This is a genomic window from Gynuella sp., from assembly GCF_050297175.1.
Classification (GTDB): Bacteria; Pseudomonadota; Gammaproteobacteria; order Pseudomonadales; family Natronospirillaceae; genus Gynuella.
In genome coordinates this window covers 230815-246451 of record NZ_JBNKSF010000027.1, presented here as the reverse complement: position 1 = coordinate 246451, position 15637 = coordinate 230815, and the positions used below count along the sequence as shown (strand labels likewise).

Here is a 15637-nt window from a genome sequence, read left to right as displayed (position 1 = left end):
ACGTTCTACACTAAAGGAAGATCGCAAAACATTGGGTACCCTCTATGTCTGATTTACCTATTTTGGTCCAGCAGTACTTATCCAATCACCATCTTTCTCATCATGTTTTATCCACGCCTACGTTTGAATTACCGGTGACTGTTGAGGTCACTCTGTTGGAGGATGAGAGTGGTCGGGTACAGCTGTTTTCATCATCCAACTGTTTGCTGGAAAAAAGCCGACTAAAAGCAGTAACCGGCCGTGACTTGAAAGCTGTCAGTCTGGTAGAGCAACAAAAACTCAAGCATAAGCTCGGCTTGTCGAATTTTCCGGCGCTCGATGGCTTGTTGCCTTATGAAACCTGGATAGACAAAAGCGTTTTTTTGAGCGATCCGATTTATATCCGGGCTGGTAATGAAGAAAAGCTGATCAGTCTCGAGGATGTTAAAAAGCTATATTTGAGCGAACGGGTGAAAGAGGTTGATCTGTGCCGGAGAATTCCTGTGACAGAGATCGAGTACCACCTGGGAGTCGAGCAGGATCAGAATGAGATCCACAGTGCTATTCGTAATCTGACGTCATTGCGCATTAAAAAGCGAATTGAGGAAACCCTTGATATTCCGCCTTTGTCAGAAACAGCAGAAGCCATTATCCGGCTCAGAGTCGATCCCGATGCGGATGTGAACAAGCTGGCAGGCATTGTCGAACGCGATCCTCCGTTGGCGGCTCAGGTCGTCAGTTGGGCGAGTTCATCCTATTATGCCGCGCCGGGTTCCATCCGGTCAGTACAGGATGCCATTATTCGGGTACTGGGTTACGATCTGGTCATGAACCTGGCACTCGGATTATCCCTTGGCAAGATCCTGAATCTGCCAAAGAATGAGGCCGAAGGCTGTTCTCCTTACTGGAAGCAGGCCGTATACATGGCCGCGACGGTGATTAAGCTCAAAGATCTGATTCCACCGGCATTGCGACCAGGGTTTGGACTGATCTACCTGAGCGGGCTGCTGCATAATTTCGGTTATCTGGTTCTGGCGCATTCATTTCCACCCCATTTTGATCAAGTCATTCAGCACATGGAGCTGAACCCGCATTTAAATCCCATGCACATTGAACGCTATATTCTGGGTATTTCCCGTGAGCAGATCGCAGCGACACTGTTAAAATCCTGGAATCTGCCGGAAGAGGTGTGTGTAGGGATTCGTTACCTGCAGGAGCCTGATTATTCCGGGGTTTACAGTGACTATGCTCATCTGAATTACCTGGCTCTGAGGTTACTCAGGAAGTATCGCCTGTTGTCTGGGCCGGATGAACAGATCGATACATCCATCTTCAAGAATCTATATATGGATGCTGAAGGAATACCAGCCGTTATGGAGGCAATTGTTGCTTCTCAGGCGGACTTGGATGCCATCAGTCAAAGCCTGAGTGGTCCGGTATAGATCGTGCGCAACAAATCGCTGGGCGCCAATAAAAATAATATGAGTTAAGCGGTTTGGTGACATATTTTGAACTATTGACAAAAAACAGAATATTAAAATATTTTTTATTTGAAAATATTATAAAACAAAGTGATTTGAATACCGCTTTTGCCATACGGACCGAGATATCTGGTCTATAAATATATCTCCACAATTTTGTAAGTATGTGTTGTTTTTTATAGGGCTTTGTAACGACACATATGAGTGATGTTTTAATTCTGGAGATGGAAAAATGTCTAATACATCCAGCAGTTCACTTCATCAGATTGATATCAATCAACTTCAGGATGAAGATCATAACCATGCGAGAAGTGTAACATCTAGAAGTCGTGTTCGTGAGGCCGTGGCAGCCGATGTGGAGAGCTTCCTGAAAAATGGAGGTTCTGTGACTGAGGTGCCAAAAGGATTGCGTGCGGATCCGCCCAAAAAACCCGGCAATGCCTATGGCTCCAGGCCCATCTAGCAATACACCGGCACATGGAAGCCCATGTCGGGCTTCCAGTTTGTTAATGGTTAGTGGTTAAGAATCTGTGACAGGAATAACTGGGTCCGTTCGTTTTGCGGATTACCAAAGAACTCTTCAGGTTTGTTTTCTTCAATGATCTCGCCACCGTCCATAAATATGACCCGGTCGGCAACTTTCCGGGCAAAGCCCATCTCATGTGTTACGCACAACATGGTCATTCCATCCTTGGCCAAAGACGTCATAACGTCGAGAACCTCGGCAATCATTTCCGGGTCCAGCGCACTGGTCGGCTCATCGAACAGCATGATTTCCGGTTGCATACATAGTGATCGGGCAATGGCCACACGCTGTTGCTGACCACCGGAAAGCTGGCCGGGAAATTTTTTCGCCTGATTGGAAATCTTAACCCGCTCCAGATAATGCATAGCCAGTTCTTCAGCTTCTTTTTTAGAAGTCTTGCGCACCCAGATTGGGGCCAGGGTCAGATTATCGAGGATGCTCAAGTGCGGAAACAGATTAAAGTGCTGAAAACACATACCTACTTCGCGTCGGACTTCTTCGATGTTTTTAACATCATTGGTCAGTTCAGTGTTCTTGATGATGATGCGGCCCTGCTGGTGTTCTTCCAGGCGGTTGATGCACCGGATCATGGTTGATTTCCCTGAGCCTGAGGGGCCACAGATGACAATCCGTTCGCCTTTTTTAACTTCCAGATTGATGTTCTTCAGTACGTGAAACTCTCCGTACCACTTATGCATGTTTTGAATACGGATAACAACTGCATCCGACAGGAACTGATTCTGTATATCACTCATGGTAGAGAATTCCTTAACGTTTATGACCGGTATTCAGCAGTCTTTCCAGACGCTGCGAGTAACGGCTCATACCGAAACAAAATACGAAATAACCAAAGGCAGCAAACACATATCCCTCGATCGTAAAGGCCAGCCACTCTGGATTGGTGGATGCTGATTGTGCCATACCCAGCAAATCGAACAGGCCAATAATCAATACCAGAGTGGTATCTTTAAATAGTCCGATAAACGTATTAACGATGCCGGGGATTACCAGCTTCAGGGCTTGTGGCAGTATCACCAGCAGCATGCTTTTCCAGAAGTTAAGTCCGAGGGCGGAGGCGGCTTCGTACTGACCTTTGGGAATGGCCTGCAGACCACCACGTATCACTTCAGCCATGTAAGCAGATGAAAACAGTGCTACTCCGATCAGCGCGCGAATCAACTTATCTGGATTCAGATCGTCCGGGACAAACAGCGGAAACATGACTGAGGCCATGAATAACACTGTAATCAACGGAATGCCACGCCAGAACTCAATGAAGGCCACGCATATTGCACGAATAATTGGCATGGTGGAACGGCGTCCCAATGCCAACAGAATACCGATAGGCAGAGAGGCAACAATACCCGTTACGGCAATAACCAGGGTCAGAAACAGTCCACCCCACAAAGGAGTTTCGATTACTTCCAGACCCAAGCCGCCATAAAACAGGAAATAACACAGGATCGGGTATACGAGCAGTAGGAACCCTACAATAAACGCTTTAACTTTTCCCGGGACGATGCTGAAGAACAATGGAATGGCACTGGCAACACAAAGCACATAGGCCAGCTCTATTCGCCAGATCTGATCACCTGGAAAGCGGCCGAACATCAGTTGCTGGAACCAGACTTTGATAAAGACCCAGCAGGCCCCTTCACGACTGCAGGCATCCGCCGAGTTGCCAGACCAGTCTGCAGAAATAATGGCCCAGTCGAGGAATGGTGGAACCGTAATATAGAGTAGCAATAAGGCCAGTAACGTTAATATGCTATTGACCACACCGTTGAATAAATTGTTCTTGATCCAGGCAACAGGTCCTATCAGGTTTTTAGGAGGGGGCAGATTGGGATGTTGACCGGGTTGATAAGTTTGATTCGTCATCTATCGCTCCACCAGTGCCATACGTGCGTTGTACCAGTTCATCAGTGTCGAAATCAGCAGACTCAGCCCTAAATAGACTGACAACGTCATGGCCATGATTTCCACCGCCTGACCAGTTTGGTTCAGAGTGGTACCGGCAAACACCGCCACCAGGTCAGGATAGGCAATAGCCGCCGCCAATGATGAATTCTTAGTCAGATTCAGATACTGGCTGGTCAGTGGTGGAATAATCACCCTTAATGCTTGCGGAATGATAATCAGGCGGGTGGTCAGATTTGGCCGTAGCCCGAGCGCATGAGCGGCTTCTGTTTGTCCTTTGTTAACCGCCATGATGCCCGAACGGACAATCTCAGCGATAAACGAAGACGTATAGATGGATAAGGCAAACAGCAGGGAGCAGAATTCTGGAGTGAGGACCATCCCTCCTTTAAAGTTAAAGCCTTTAAGTTCCGGGAAATCCCAACCCATTGGAAAACCGGTAATGATTGCCGCCAATAATGGCAAGCCGACGATAATACCCAAAGAGGTCAATAATACCGGGAATTGTTCGCCAGTTTTTTCTTGTCTTTTCTTGGCCCAGCGACGGATAACAAATATGCTTATGATCGCTACAACCAGAGCGCTCCATATCAGCCAGAAGCCGGATTCGAAGATTGGCTTTGGCATGTAAAGGCCTCGGTTGGATAGAAAAATGCTGTCAAACCAGTCGATAGCGGCTTTTGGTTTTGGCAATGGTCGAAGTACTGCGAAATACCAGAAAAACAGTTGTAGCAGTAATGGGATGTTACGAAGAGTATCCACGTAGATCATCGCTATTTTGGCGACTATCCAGTTAGAGGACAACCTCGCTACCCCCATGATAAATCCCATGACAGTGGCCAGAATGATTCCCAGACAGGAAACCAGCAGGGTATTCATTAAGCCTACCCAGAAAACCCTCCCGTAGCTTGAGCTTTCATCGTAATCAATCAGGGTTTCTGAGATGGAAAACCCGGAACTCGTGGAAAGAAAATCAAAACCTGATGCAATACCCCTGGCTGCAAGGTTCGTCATGGTATTGTCTATCAGCATATATATTACATACAGAACAAGCCCCAGCACGAGAACCTGAAAATACATGGCAGTGATGTTTGGGTCACGCCAGGCTGGCGGTTTTGCCGGTCTGCTCGAATCGATTTGAGCGCTCAAAAAACCATCTCCTAGTTTTTTAAATCTGTGCTGCCGGATATATGCTTGTCCGGCAACAACAAAAAAATCATAAATGAGTACACGACAGTGTGATGTATGAAAAGGTGACAACATCAGAATGTCGTGGAAACGAACTGAAACTGAAAGCAGTTTGATTCCTATTGAACGAAACCAAAACTTGCTGTGTCTGGGATGTTCCCGACACAGCTTTTTTGTTATTTGGCTAAGTATTTAATGATTAACGCAGTGGTGGTGAGTACATGATGCCGCCATTACTCCAGAGTTTGTTGATGCCTCTGGGGAGTTCCAATGGTCCAATATTACGATCGAAAATTTCGCCGTAGTTACCTACTTCGCGAATAATGTTGTAAGCCCATTTCGCATCCAGGCCCAGGTTCTGACCCAGTTGACCTTCTTTACCGACAAAACGAAGCTGGTCCGGAGTGGCGGATGGGTTGGTCAGTACCTTAGAGATATTGCCTGAGTTCAGTCCCATTTCCTCTGCTTCAATTGTGGCATAGATGGACCATTTAACGATGTCAAACAGTTCGTCATCACCTTGCGCAACAACCGGGCCTAAAGGCTCTTTGGAAATGGTTTCCGGTAAAACCATATGATCAGCTGGTTTTTTCAGTTTGGTGCGCTGGGCAGCCAGACCGGATTTATCAGTTGTATAAACGTCACAACGGCCCGCGTCATAGGCAGCAACCACTTCGTCGGCTTTTTCAAATACAACCGGCTCGTAAGTCATGCCATTTTTGCGGAAGTAATCGGCCATGTTCAACTCAGTCGTTGTTCCCTGGTTGGTACATACAGATGCACCGTCCAGTTCCATCGCACTCTTAACACCCAGGTCTTTGCGAACCATGAATCCCTGGCCATCATAATATGTAGTAGCGGTGAAATTCAGACCCAGAGATGTATCGCGGGTTTCTGTCCAGGTGGTATTACGTGACAGGACATCAATTTCACCTGACTGTAAGGCGGTGAAACGTTCTTTAGCAGATAGCGGAGTATATTTGACTTTGCTGGCATCACCAAAAACAGCAGCGGCTACTGTACGGCAAAAATCCACATCAAGACCACTCCATGTACCGTCTTCGCTTGGGTTTGAAAAGCCTGGCAGGCCCTGACTCACGCCACACTGAATGAAACCTTTCTGTTTGATTTTGTCCAGTACTGGACCAGCGACGGCACTACTGGCGACTGTTACTGTAACAGCAGTCGCCAAGGCGAGTTTGATTAATTTCATTATTGCTCCTAAACCGGTTAGAACGGTTGATGTTTTATTATTGTAAGTCCCATCTAAGGTTCTGCTCTTTGATTCGAGCTGGTGCATAGTATTACCTTATTTTTTTCGGTAATGCTACTTTGGTGCCCACTTCAGACAGACTCACACTCGCTGGATGAAGTTAGCAACCGTTATGCCAGTTGGAAAACATAGCCGGTTGTTAGCCGAAAAAGAGCTTTTTTTCGTTATTTTGAGGGGAAAAAGCCTGTATTTGTTCAGTTATGAACCACTGGTCCCAAGGTTGAAAGGCCGTTCTTTAAAATTGATAATTTTTGTTAGTCCGTTTTGGTGCAAAAGAAGTCGCGCGCAATTCCAAATATGTGCATAAACGTATCAAACAATGAGTAATCATACTATCCGTTTAGTAAGTTATAAATTAGTAGGTGGTCTTGGCAGCATTTGTGAATATGATGTTCAATGATGTGAATATGAATGATCCTATCGGTATCGTCGTTATGAAAAATCTGAATATGTCGCTGATTCTTAGAAAAAATGGCCTTCGCAATTGCATGTTGTCCATGGTAATGCTCTTTCTCGTTGCATGTGACAGCAGTTCTGAATTTGGCGGTAACTCTTTGGGTTCATCGGGTACCAAGGTTGCTGTTCAGGGGGATGGCACTACGCTTGCCGCCATCCGGCAGCGGGGACATATTCGTTGTGGTGTCAGTACCAGTCTTCCCGGATTTTCGGCACCGGACAGTCAAGGTCACTGGAGTGGTCTTGATGTTGATTTTTGCAGGGTACTCTCAGCGGCCATTTTTGCAGACCCAAGCCGTATCGTTTTTATTCCCTTAAATGCCAAGGAACGTTTCGATGCATTACAGGCGGGGGAAATTGATATTTTGTCCAGGAATACCAGTTGGACCTATACGCGTGATATTCCACAGCACTTAAATTTTGTCGGCATTACGTTTTATGACGGTCAGGGATTTCTGGTACGTGTGGATTCTGGTATCAACACTCCAGAAGATTTAAATGGAACGGCTATTTGTGTGAAAGGAAATACAACATCAGAGCAGAATCTGGTGGCTTATTTTCGACAGCGAAACATGATTTATCAGCCGGTCATCTTCGACACTTCCGACCAATCTCTCAGTGGGTTTGAGGCCGGGCGATGCAGCGCCTTGTCGGCGGATCGTTCAGCACTGGCGGCAATGCGGCTGAATCTGAAGACGCCTGGCAGTGCGGAGTTGTTGCCAATGGTGATCTCCAAAGAACCTCTGGGGCCTGTGATTCGAGAAGGAGATAATCAATGGCATAAGATTACCCGTTGGACTTTTTTTGCCATTCTTAACGCTGAAGAGTTTGGTATTACCTCAAAAAATATCGATAGTTTTAAATATTCTAACAACCCAATGATCAGCCGGTTAATGGGAGAGGAGGATAGTCTGGGTCAGAATCTTGGATTGGATAATCTCTGGGCCTACTATGCCATCAAGTTGGTGGGTAACTATGGGGAAATTTTTGAGCGAAATTTGGGAATGAATTCACCGATTAAAATCAATCGGGGCGTCAATAATCTATGGACCAACGGCGGGCTACAGTATGGCCCGCCGTTGCGTTAATGTTCAGGCTTTTTGTGGTTGCAGTGACTCTTGCTGTTCAGAGTCTTTCAGACGCAGACCAAGGTTGCCAGCAATCAGAATCAAGGCGCCTGCGATTTGATACAGGTTCAGCGGACTATCCAGGAACGCCCAATTAACAACCACTGCTGCAACGGGAAATGTCATTTCCGCCAGTGTTGCCACGCGTGCTCCCACTCTTCTGAGACCTTGATAATACAGAGCCATGCCAGCCAGGCCGCTGATGAGTACCATGCCAAGAACTTTGCCACTCAATGACCAGTTGATGTCAATTGTGGAGTGGTCTTGTAACAACCAAATAGGCAGCAGGACAATAAACCCAGTGGTAAATCGTCCGGTCATGATTTCCTGTGGCTTCAGTCCTTGCAGGGATAAATACTTGCCAAAGACTGTGGCGCTCCCCCATGCCAGTACGGCAACCAGCGTCAGGGCATATCCAAGCAATATCATTGAAATCTGGTCGTTATAATGAAGTACGGAACCAAAGAGTGTGCTGATATCGGGCCAGATCATGATAAAACTGCCAGCAAAGACAATCATTGCCCAGAATGCGAAGCCTTTCTTGATTGGTTCTTTAAGCCACAGATAAGCCAGGGTTATAGCGACGATGGGCTGCAGTTTTTGAAGTAGAATAACCACTGTGGGGTGCAGAAACTGGAAGGCCTGGGTAAATGCCAGGTTGCCAATAGCTGAGCCAAATCCACCAATCACAATAAAGCCTAGCCATTGGGTTGGGGACAGACTGAGCCAGCGTTTGCGGTATAGCCAAAGCAGAGGGCTAAACAGTATGCTGAGAAACAAATGCTCCAGCATCACAATCTGTAAAGTATTATATCCCTCACCGAGTAATGGATAGCGGATCAGCGTATCCAGAGCCCAGGTCAGGCATGCCATCATAATAAAAAAAGATCCTGTCATCTTAATGCTCCAAAAAAACAAAGAGAGATGAACAGGGGTGATGAACAGACACGTCCACAGGAACATATAATCCTGTTCCAGTTTAATTGGTCCACAGGTATGCTCTGCGCAGGACTGCGGTCATTAACTGGAGAGAAATAACCTGACCATGCATTATGCAGCCGAAGAGGCAAACACAGGCTTGAGATGTATTTCTCTGATGTGGTCGATCTTCTTTCATCCGGACTATAACCGTCGGCTCTGGAGTTTCACCAGATCTGCTGACCCTGAGTGACAATGTATCATCAGGCGCTCGCGGGCTTTCCAGGGAGGTATTGCTGTCTGGATTACCGCCGGTGGGGAATTTCACCCCGCCCCGAAGTTCGATTGGCTCTATGCCAAGTGGCGAATATATATTAAGTTGGATTATAAATCGAATGATAAATGAGTAGGACCGGTCAAAGGATGTACACTTTTTTTCAGGCATTGCTTAGGGTGTATGGCAGGATCGTATTCGCCTTGATCGTAATGGTCTTTATGGCAGTTGATGTCCTGGCACTGGACCTGATGGGAAATCAGGCTAATCATAATCTGGTGCCTTACATGGAATATCTTGAGGACAGTAGCCGGGCAGAAACTCCATTCTCTGTCATTTCCAAGGCCAGGGAATCATCCTGGAAATCATTTGATGAGCAAATCGTCAACTTCGGCTATACGCGCTCCAGCTATTGGTTACGAATCACGCTGGATACCTCGTATACGCGTTATAAGCATTGGAATCTGATTCTTGATAATCCACTGCTTAGTGTCGTAAATGTTTATCAGGTGCAGAACGGTATTCCCAAAACCATTACCCGAACGGGAAGTTCCAGGCCATATTACCGTCGTCAGGTCAACCATCGTGGTTACATTGTACCTCTTGATATATATGAGCCCACTGAAATACTGATTATGGTTGAAGCAGACACCGGCCTGTCCACAGGTGTTAACATTTGGGCGGGTGAAAGCTACTGGCCGCATTTGTTGAAGATAGACCAGGTTACCTTTCTGTTTTATGGCATTACCCTGTTTTTGATTTTTTATAATCTGATCAATTTCTTTTTTGTGAGAGATCCCGGTTATATCTACTACGTTATTTATGTAGCGCTGTTCACAATATATGCAGCAGGTGTGGACGGGATCGTTTTTCAGTATCTATGGCCTGACAATCGGGCATTTAACCCACACTTTTTACAGTTTATGTCCCTGGCCATTCTGATTTTTGCCATTCTATTCGGTCGACATTTTCTGCAAATCAATCGGGTCAGCAATCCGAAGGTCAACACACTGTTGTGGGTATGTATTGGCATTTCAATGTTATCTGCTGTTGTCATTCTGTTCGTCAATTTTGTTGTTTCCTCTTTCTTGATTTTGTCTCTCGCGGTAATGGCATCAACTCTGGCTGTCGTTTTGTCCATTTTGGCGATAAATCATGGTTTTCGGCCGGCATATGCTTATTTTGCAGCCACTACGGGCTTGCTGTTGGCGTTACTGCTATTCGCAGCCTATAAGATTGGCGTGATATCGTCCTATCCAATGTTATATCTGGCTCTTAAGGTCGCTATCGTATATGAGGGAATCATTCTCTCTGTGGCGTTGGTTCAGCGCCTTAAACTATTGCGAATCGTTGATGAGGAGCAGCAGAGTCGGGTGATGGCACAAAGGAAATTCTTTTCCCATCTCAGCCATGAAATCAGAAATCCGCTGTATGGCATTATTAGTATGATTGAACTGTTAAAACAGACCCGGCTGGATACAGATCAGAACAAATACCTGGAAACTCTGACGATTTCGAGTTCGGCGCTATTGGATATTGTGAATGAAGTGCTGGAGCATGCGAGAGTAGAGTCCGGCCATATTGCACTTGAATACAAGTTTGTACCGTTTGCTGATTTTGTTTCCCGCAGTGTTTCAATTGTTTCTCCCGGAGCGGAAGCCAAAAACCTTCAGTTTAGCTACGAAATCGCAGACGATATTCCGGAAAATGTCCGCATTGATCCGATAAGAGTGCGACAGATTCTGATTAATCTGTTGGGTAATGCGGTCAAATATACTGAGGCAGGTTCGGTGCATCTGAAAATTTGTGCCATACAGAGAACCCACCTGCGGTTTGAAGTATCGGATACCGGTATTGGCATCTCCCGAAATGAACAGAAACGATTGTTTGAGTCCTTCACTCGAAGCAAGAACGATGATTCCGGTGTTGGTCTGGGATTGGCGATCTGTAAGCAATTGATTGAGCTGATGTCAGGGGCAATTGGTGTTCAGTCAGAGTTGGCTCAGGGGTCCATTTTCTGGTTTGAAATTCCGGTTAACCTCGATTCCATCGATGTGTCGGAAGTGATGACCCGGCCGATGGTGAAGATTCTGCTGGTGGAACCGAGCCGTGTCGATCAGGATGTGTTTCGGGCCATGCTGGATAAGCTTGGTTATGATGTTACGCTCTCCCCCAGAGCTGAAAGTGCTCTTGATCAATTGATACTGGAACGCTATGACCTGGTATTGATTGCCGATGAACTGCCGGATAAAAATGCTGTTGATACTGCCAAACTAGTACGTCGCCAGGAACTTCAGGATGGACGCGAACCGGTGCCGATCATATGTATCAGTGCCACTGCAACACCGGAATTTCGCCAGGAATATATTCAAGCGGGTATGAATGAATTGTTGAGTAAGCCGATAAAGCTGAAAACTCTGTCAGATATTATTCAGAAAGTCCTCAAGGCCGACTGACTTTTGATGCAAGGGTGCAATCTGTGTCATCAATGCGATAGGCTTGTTGGTCGTATTAACTCTCTGTGTTTGGATTTGCTATGAAAAACTGTTTTGCCATCCGTGCTGAAGACCCCCATATTTTTGAGCAACGATCACCACTGACCCCAGACCAGGTTCAGATGCTGATACAACATAATGACCTGAATGTCATTGTGGAGCCATCGGATAAGCGGTTTTTTAAAGATGATGAATTTCGTGCTGCCGGAGCGGTCGTTACTGCAGATACCACGGATGCCAATCTGATTCTCGGGGTTAAGGAAATACCGGTTGGGGATTTGCCTGTTGATAAGGCCTGCGTGTTCTTTTCTCATACGATTAAAGGGCAGGCCTATAATATGCCGTTATTGCAGGCAGTGCTGGACCGTCGCGTTACGCTGATTGATTATGAAAAAATCGCCGACGGTGATGGTCGCAGACTGGTGTTTTTCGGCCCATTTGCCGGTTTGGCTGGTGCCATCGATGCATTATGGATACTGGGTCGGCGACTCGAGTATGAAGGCATATCCAACCCCTTTAGCCAGATTCGTCAGGCACTGGAGTATGGCTCGTTAGCGGAAGCCAAGTCTGCTGTGAAAGCAGCAGGGGAGTGGATCAGGGATAATGGTCTGCCGGAGACTGGTAAGCCTTGGGTTATTGCTATGACCGGTAACGGTACAGTCGCCCGCGGTGCGGGAGAAATTATTGACCTATTGCCGGTGACTCATATTTCCCCGGCTGAATTCAAACAGTTGCAGGCCAATAATGCTCTTGATCTGCAGCGACTCTATAAAGTGGTTATTGATTGTGATCACTTCGTCAAACCGATTGATCCAGATGCATCGTTTGAATGGCAGGACTATTTCCAGTATCCGGAAAAATACCAGGCTGATTTTGAAGGATATTTGCCAGATATTACCCTGTTAATCAACTGTATATATTGGGATGTACGTTACCCGAAACTGGTAACCTGTCAGGATCTTAAAAGACTATTTGCTGATAATCAGTCTTCTGGTTTGAAAGTCATTGCGGATATTACCTGTGATATCGGTGGTTCCATAGAATGTAACCAGCGTGCGACCTCTTCCGCGAATCCATGCTATGTCTACGACCCGGAAACCGGGGTGGCCAGTGATGGCGTCTCCGGTAAGGGGCCTGTCATACTGGCGGTGGATAAACTGCCGACGGAACTGCCTGCTGAGGCATCCGCTTTTTTTGGTCAGGCACTGATGCCATGGTTGTCGGAGATGACTCAGGTTGATTATTCCCAGCCATTCGAGAAACTGTTATTGCCGGCGGAGATCAAAAAAGCCGTTATCGCCCATCATGGGTCTTTGACTCCGGATTATCAGTACCTCCAACGTCATCTGGACTGACACCTTTCTTTTCCCACTTTTCTGTGCGGTACATTTCTGTACTGCACTGACTTCATTCCTTCCTTACTGCTCATAAAGAACTTGAAATGGACGACATTTTTTCAGCACGCTTGCTGCGTGGATGAGGCATTCAAGACCATAGAATGAATCTATATAGGTAGTCCTGGACAACATTTATACAAGGGAACCTCTGAAAAATGGCCTATTTTCGAGCAGAACGTTGTCAGCCCCAGTCTCACATCCTCATTTATGCCAGTAAGTTGAGGAGTTGTTTCCCCGCCTGCATCAAAACTATTTCGTCTTTTCAGAGGTACCAAGTTTTATCTTTGGTTTCATATTTGCCGTATTAAAGTATAAATTCTATACCGGACATTTTTGAAAAATAACTCTTATCTATAAAATAAAAATAGAAGGAATGTTTCCGGTCATATGCATTTCTAACATTTATTTGTAATGAAAAGTATCTGGTTGTGACCCTTGTTTTGAAGTTTTGGTCATGGCTCATTCATAAGTATGAAGCTGTTGTTGGAATAATCTGGTCCAGTTAACAATTTGATTTAAAGAAGCCCGTTAATATTCGAAACATGTGAGCTTGTTAAGTATTGTGAGAAAAGATTTCTAGTACTTTAGAAAATGTTTCGTATGTGGCCGGGTTGGTTTGATGGTTTTGCGGCTGGAAATTCTCAAGAAGGTTGAGGGGAATATAATATGAGTAATCCGTTGTGGATGAAAAAATTTCATGCGGTGCTGCGTGGATGTGCCGTATTTGTGCCGTTGGTGATTCTCTCTGTCGGTCAGGCTCAGGCTGGTAATGAAAGTGATGTCGCAGGTAATGATCTGTTAGTGGTCAGCAGTGTTACTGGCTCGGCAGCATTGATGGGCAAAAGTAATACTGAATCTGCCCAGAAGCAGCTGGTAGTCAATATTGCACCTCAGGCAATTGCGACAACGTCATATGTTTCACCCTGGGAAACGTTGGATGCTGTGAATGACAATAGTATCCCGGCTCACTCCAACGATAAGAGTCACGGTGCTTATGGTAACTGGAATAATCCGAATTCAATTCAATGGGTGCAATACGATTGGGATCAGACTCACAGCCTAAGCAGTACCGACGTATATTGGTTTGATGATAATGGTGGTGTACTCGTACCAACCACCGCATATCTGCAATATTGGAACGGTAATGGCTGGAACACGGCCGGATATATTCCGTTGGAAAAGGACACATTTAATACTTTGTCTCTGGATGGAATTGTTACCAACCGGATCAGAGTGTCCATGTTGAACACTTATCAGTCGACAGGCATCCTGGAGTGGCGGGTTTATGGAGCGACAGACGGAGATGATGGCTCGTCAGATAATGTGAGTTATCCCCCGGTTACCAATGAATACGAGTATGAAGGTATAAATACTCGCAATGCTTTGTATGTCGATTCCGACCACTTCCGTATCTATTATGGTGGTAACGGCCGTTACGGTCCTAAGGGTAACCTGGGTCAGCATTCCAGTCGGCAGTTGCAGATGGCGCTGGATTTCCTGGAAGGCGCCTATGATTACTACGTCGTTGAGCGCGGTTTTCGGTCAGCGGGATTGCCAATAAATTCCAGGCTTCAGGGGCCTTATAAGCTGAACGTTTACTCCGTTACTGACCTTGATGCCGGTGGAGTGATGGGTTTTGATGCTTATTCAGGGTTGAGTTATCTGGTCGTAAATTCCAACTATTTGGATTCTGAAGAAATCTATGTTCATGAGTTCGGCCACTCACTGACTTTGTCCGAGTATAATTGGGTAGATAAAGGCAACACGGGCGCCTGGTGGGAAACCACTGCTCAATGGGTGGCAGATACTTTTATGGGGAGCGCTCAGCATGCTGCGGTAGCTAGACGTTATGGGCGTTCGACTAACCAGAGTATCCTGGACCCCTATGTTGTCATTGGTCGCTCTTATCTTTCCATCATTCATGCAGAAAACCGATATGCCAACTGGCCGTTCCTGACCTATCTCAGTAATAACCCTGATGGTTTGACCGGATTGAACAGTAACGCTGTACAACAACTGATTCGTCAATATCAGGGTCAGGAGACACCGATCCATACACTTAATCGAATGGTGTCGCCTGTGACTGCACAAACTGTAATGGCTTACTATAACGCCCATTTGGCGTACATGGATGTTGGCCGTCCAGCGGTTCAGCGACGGCTGTTTGATGTCATTAACTACGGTCCTTTCAGAGACCAGGCATACCGCAATCTCTATGCTACCGGCAATTCTGTTTATCGTGTTTATAACGAACGTAAACCTATGTATGGCGGTAGCAATATCATTCCTCTGACGATTACTGGTAATGGTTCTGTTTACATTGAGGTCAGCAATTTGGGTAACGGTCGTCGTGATAGTGCATTTACTGCCATCGTTGCAATACGTTCTACGACTACCGGGGCTATCAGGTATCAGCTATGCCCGAATGGCCGGGCCACAATTTCTGTTAATAATCGCGAGGAGGCGTCGTTGGTTGTCACCAATACGCCCACGGCCTTGTATACCTATGATGCTTTCCGTAGCCAACCGGGTGACCCTGAACTGGTGGGTTTGAACTATCAGGTTCGTCTGAATGGAGCAATGCCCAGGGATCTTTGATTTTC

The 15637-nt window shown here is 46.2% G+C and carries 11 protein-coding genes and 1 riboswitch; of the genes, 6 read left to right on the top strand and 5 right to left on the bottom strand.

Features of this window, described 5'->3' with window-relative positions:
• Positions 1 to 44: 44 nt before the first annotated feature.
• Together ACQY6I_RS10890 and ACQY6I_RS10885 are read left to right on the top strand one after the other, a co-directional pair.
• The gene (locus ACQY6I_RS10890) at positions 45 to 1421 is read left to right on the top strand and encodes an HDOD domain-containing protein (protein ID WP_428241514.1); all 1377 of its coding nucleotides are present in this window, start codon (positions 45 to 47) and stop codon (positions 1419 to 1421) included.
• A 271-nt stretch (positions 1422 to 1692) separates the two neighbouring features.
• Positions 1693 to 1923: a hypothetical protein gene (locus ACQY6I_RS10885; protein ID WP_428241513.1), complete on the top strand. Its 231-nt coding sequence runs from the start codon at positions 1693 to 1695 to the stop codon at positions 1921 to 1923.
• A 50-nt stretch (positions 1924 to 1973) separates the two neighbouring features.
• Here the strand turns inward: ACQY6I_RS10885 and ACQY6I_RS10880 are convergent, their stop codons facing one another.
• The 4 genes from ACQY6I_RS10880 to ACQY6I_RS10865 all read right to left on the bottom strand — a co-directional run bounded on the left by ACQY6I_RS10880 (position 1974) and on the right by ACQY6I_RS10865 (position 6307).
• Positions 1974 to 2741, bottom strand: coding sequence for an amino acid ABC transporter ATP-binding protein (locus tag ACQY6I_RS10880; RefSeq protein WP_428241512.1), 768 nt, complete (start codon positions 2739 to 2741; stop codon positions 1974 to 1976).
• A 13-nt stretch (positions 2742 to 2754) separates the two neighbouring features.
• On the bottom strand, positions 2755 to 3867 hold the full coding sequence (locus ACQY6I_RS10875) for an amino acid ABC transporter permease (RefSeq protein WP_428241511.1): 1113 nt from the start codon (positions 3865 to 3867) through the stop codon (positions 2755 to 2757).
• Positions 3868 to 4986 (bottom strand): amino acid ABC transporter permease, encoded by a 1119-nt coding sequence (locus ACQY6I_RS10870; protein WP_428241555.1) that lies wholly within the window; start codon positions 4984 to 4986, stop codon positions 3868 to 3870.
• A 307-nt stretch (positions 4987 to 5293) separates the two neighbouring features.
• On the bottom strand, positions 5294 to 6307 hold the full coding sequence (locus tag ACQY6I_RS10865) for an amino acid ABC transporter substrate-binding protein (protein WP_428241510.1): 1014 nt from the start codon (positions 6305 to 6307) through the stop codon (positions 5294 to 5296).
• Positions 6308 to 6774: 467 nt separating this feature from the next.
• Between ACQY6I_RS10865 and ACQY6I_RS10860 the strand changes: the two genes are divergently transcribed.
• On the top strand, positions 6775 to 7911 hold the full coding sequence (locus ACQY6I_RS10860; RefSeq protein WP_428241509.1) for an amino acid ABC transporter substrate-binding protein: 1137 nt from the start codon (positions 6775 to 6777) through the stop codon (positions 7909 to 7911).
• A 3-nt stretch (positions 7912 to 7914) separates the two neighbouring features.
• Here the strand turns inward: ACQY6I_RS10860 and ACQY6I_RS10855 are convergent, their stop codons facing one another.
• Positions 7915 to 8847 (bottom strand): DMT family transporter, encoded by a 933-nt coding sequence (locus ACQY6I_RS10855; RefSeq protein WP_428241508.1) that lies wholly within the window; start codon positions 8845 to 8847, stop codon positions 7915 to 7917.
• Positions 8848 to 9051: 204 nt separating this feature from the next.
• Positions 9052 to 9214, bottom strand: a riboswitch (FMN riboswitch).
• Between the two features lie 77 nt (positions 9215 to 9291).
• Here ACQY6I_RS10855 and ACQY6I_RS10850 point away from each other — a divergent pair.
• The 3 genes from ACQY6I_RS10850 to ACQY6I_RS10840 all read left to right on the top strand — a co-directional run bounded on the left by ACQY6I_RS10850 (position 9292) and on the right by ACQY6I_RS10840 (position 15632).
• Positions 9292 to 11598: a 7TM diverse intracellular signaling domain-containing protein gene (locus ACQY6I_RS10850; RefSeq protein ID WP_428241507.1), complete on the top strand. Its 2307-nt coding sequence runs from the start codon at positions 9292 to 9294 to the stop codon at positions 11596 to 11598.
• 80 nt (positions 11599 to 11678) lie between these two features.
• Entirely contained in the window at positions 11679 to 12992 is a 1314-nt protein-coding gene (locus ACQY6I_RS10845) for a bifunctional lysine ketoglutarate reductase /saccharopine dehydrogenase family protein (protein ID WP_428241506.1), read from the top strand.
• 708 nt (positions 12993 to 13700) lie between these two features.
• Complete coding sequence (locus ACQY6I_RS10840; RefSeq protein ID WP_428241505.1) at positions 13701 to 15632, top strand: DUF6055 domain-containing protein; 1932 nt, start codon at positions 13701 to 13703, stop codon at positions 15630 to 15632.
• Positions 15633 to 15637 lie beyond the last annotated feature (5 nt).

Bases quoted from the DNA above. Each gene is read 5' to 3' on its own strand.
- ACQY6I_RS10890 (WP_428241514.1), top strand. From the start codon at position 45: ATGTCTGATTTACCTATTTTGGTCCAGCAGTACTTATCCAATCACCAT.
- ACQY6I_RS10885 (WP_428241513.1), top strand. From the start codon at position 1,693: ATGTCTAATACATCCAGCAGTTCACTTCATCAGATTGATATCAATCAA.
- ACQY6I_RS10880 (WP_428241512.1), bottom strand. From the start codon at position 2,741: ATGAGTGATATACAGAATCAGTTCCTGTCGGATGCAGTTGTTATCCGT.
- ACQY6I_RS10875 (WP_428241511.1), bottom strand. From the start codon at position 3,867: ATGACGAATCAAACTTATCAACCCGGTCAACATCCCAATCTGCCCCCT.
- ACQY6I_RS10870 (WP_428241555.1), bottom strand. From the start codon at position 4,986: ATGTATTTTCAGGTTCTCGTGCTGGGGCTTGTTCTGTATGTAATATAT.
- ACQY6I_RS10865 (WP_428241510.1), bottom strand. From the start codon at position 6,307: ATGAAATTAATCAAACTCGCCTTGGCGACTGCTGTTACAGTAACAGTC.
- ACQY6I_RS10860 (WP_428241509.1), top strand. From the start codon at position 6,775: ATGAATGATCCTATCGGTATCGTCGTTATGAAAAATCTGAATATGTCG.
- ACQY6I_RS10855 (WP_428241508.1), bottom strand. From the start codon at position 8,847: ATGACAGGATCTTTTTTTATTATGATGGCATGCCTGACCTGGGCTCTG.
- ACQY6I_RS10850 (WP_428241507.1), top strand. From the start codon at position 9,292: ATGTACACTTTTTTTCAGGCATTGCTTAGGGTGTATGGCAGGATCGTA.
- ACQY6I_RS10845 (WP_428241506.1), top strand. From the start codon at position 11,679: ATGAAAAACTGTTTTGCCATCCGTGCTGAAGACCCCCATATTTTTGAG.
- ACQY6I_RS10840 (WP_428241505.1), top strand. From the start codon at position 13,701: ATGAGTAATCCGTTGTGGATGAAAAAATTTCATGCGGTGCTGCGTGGA.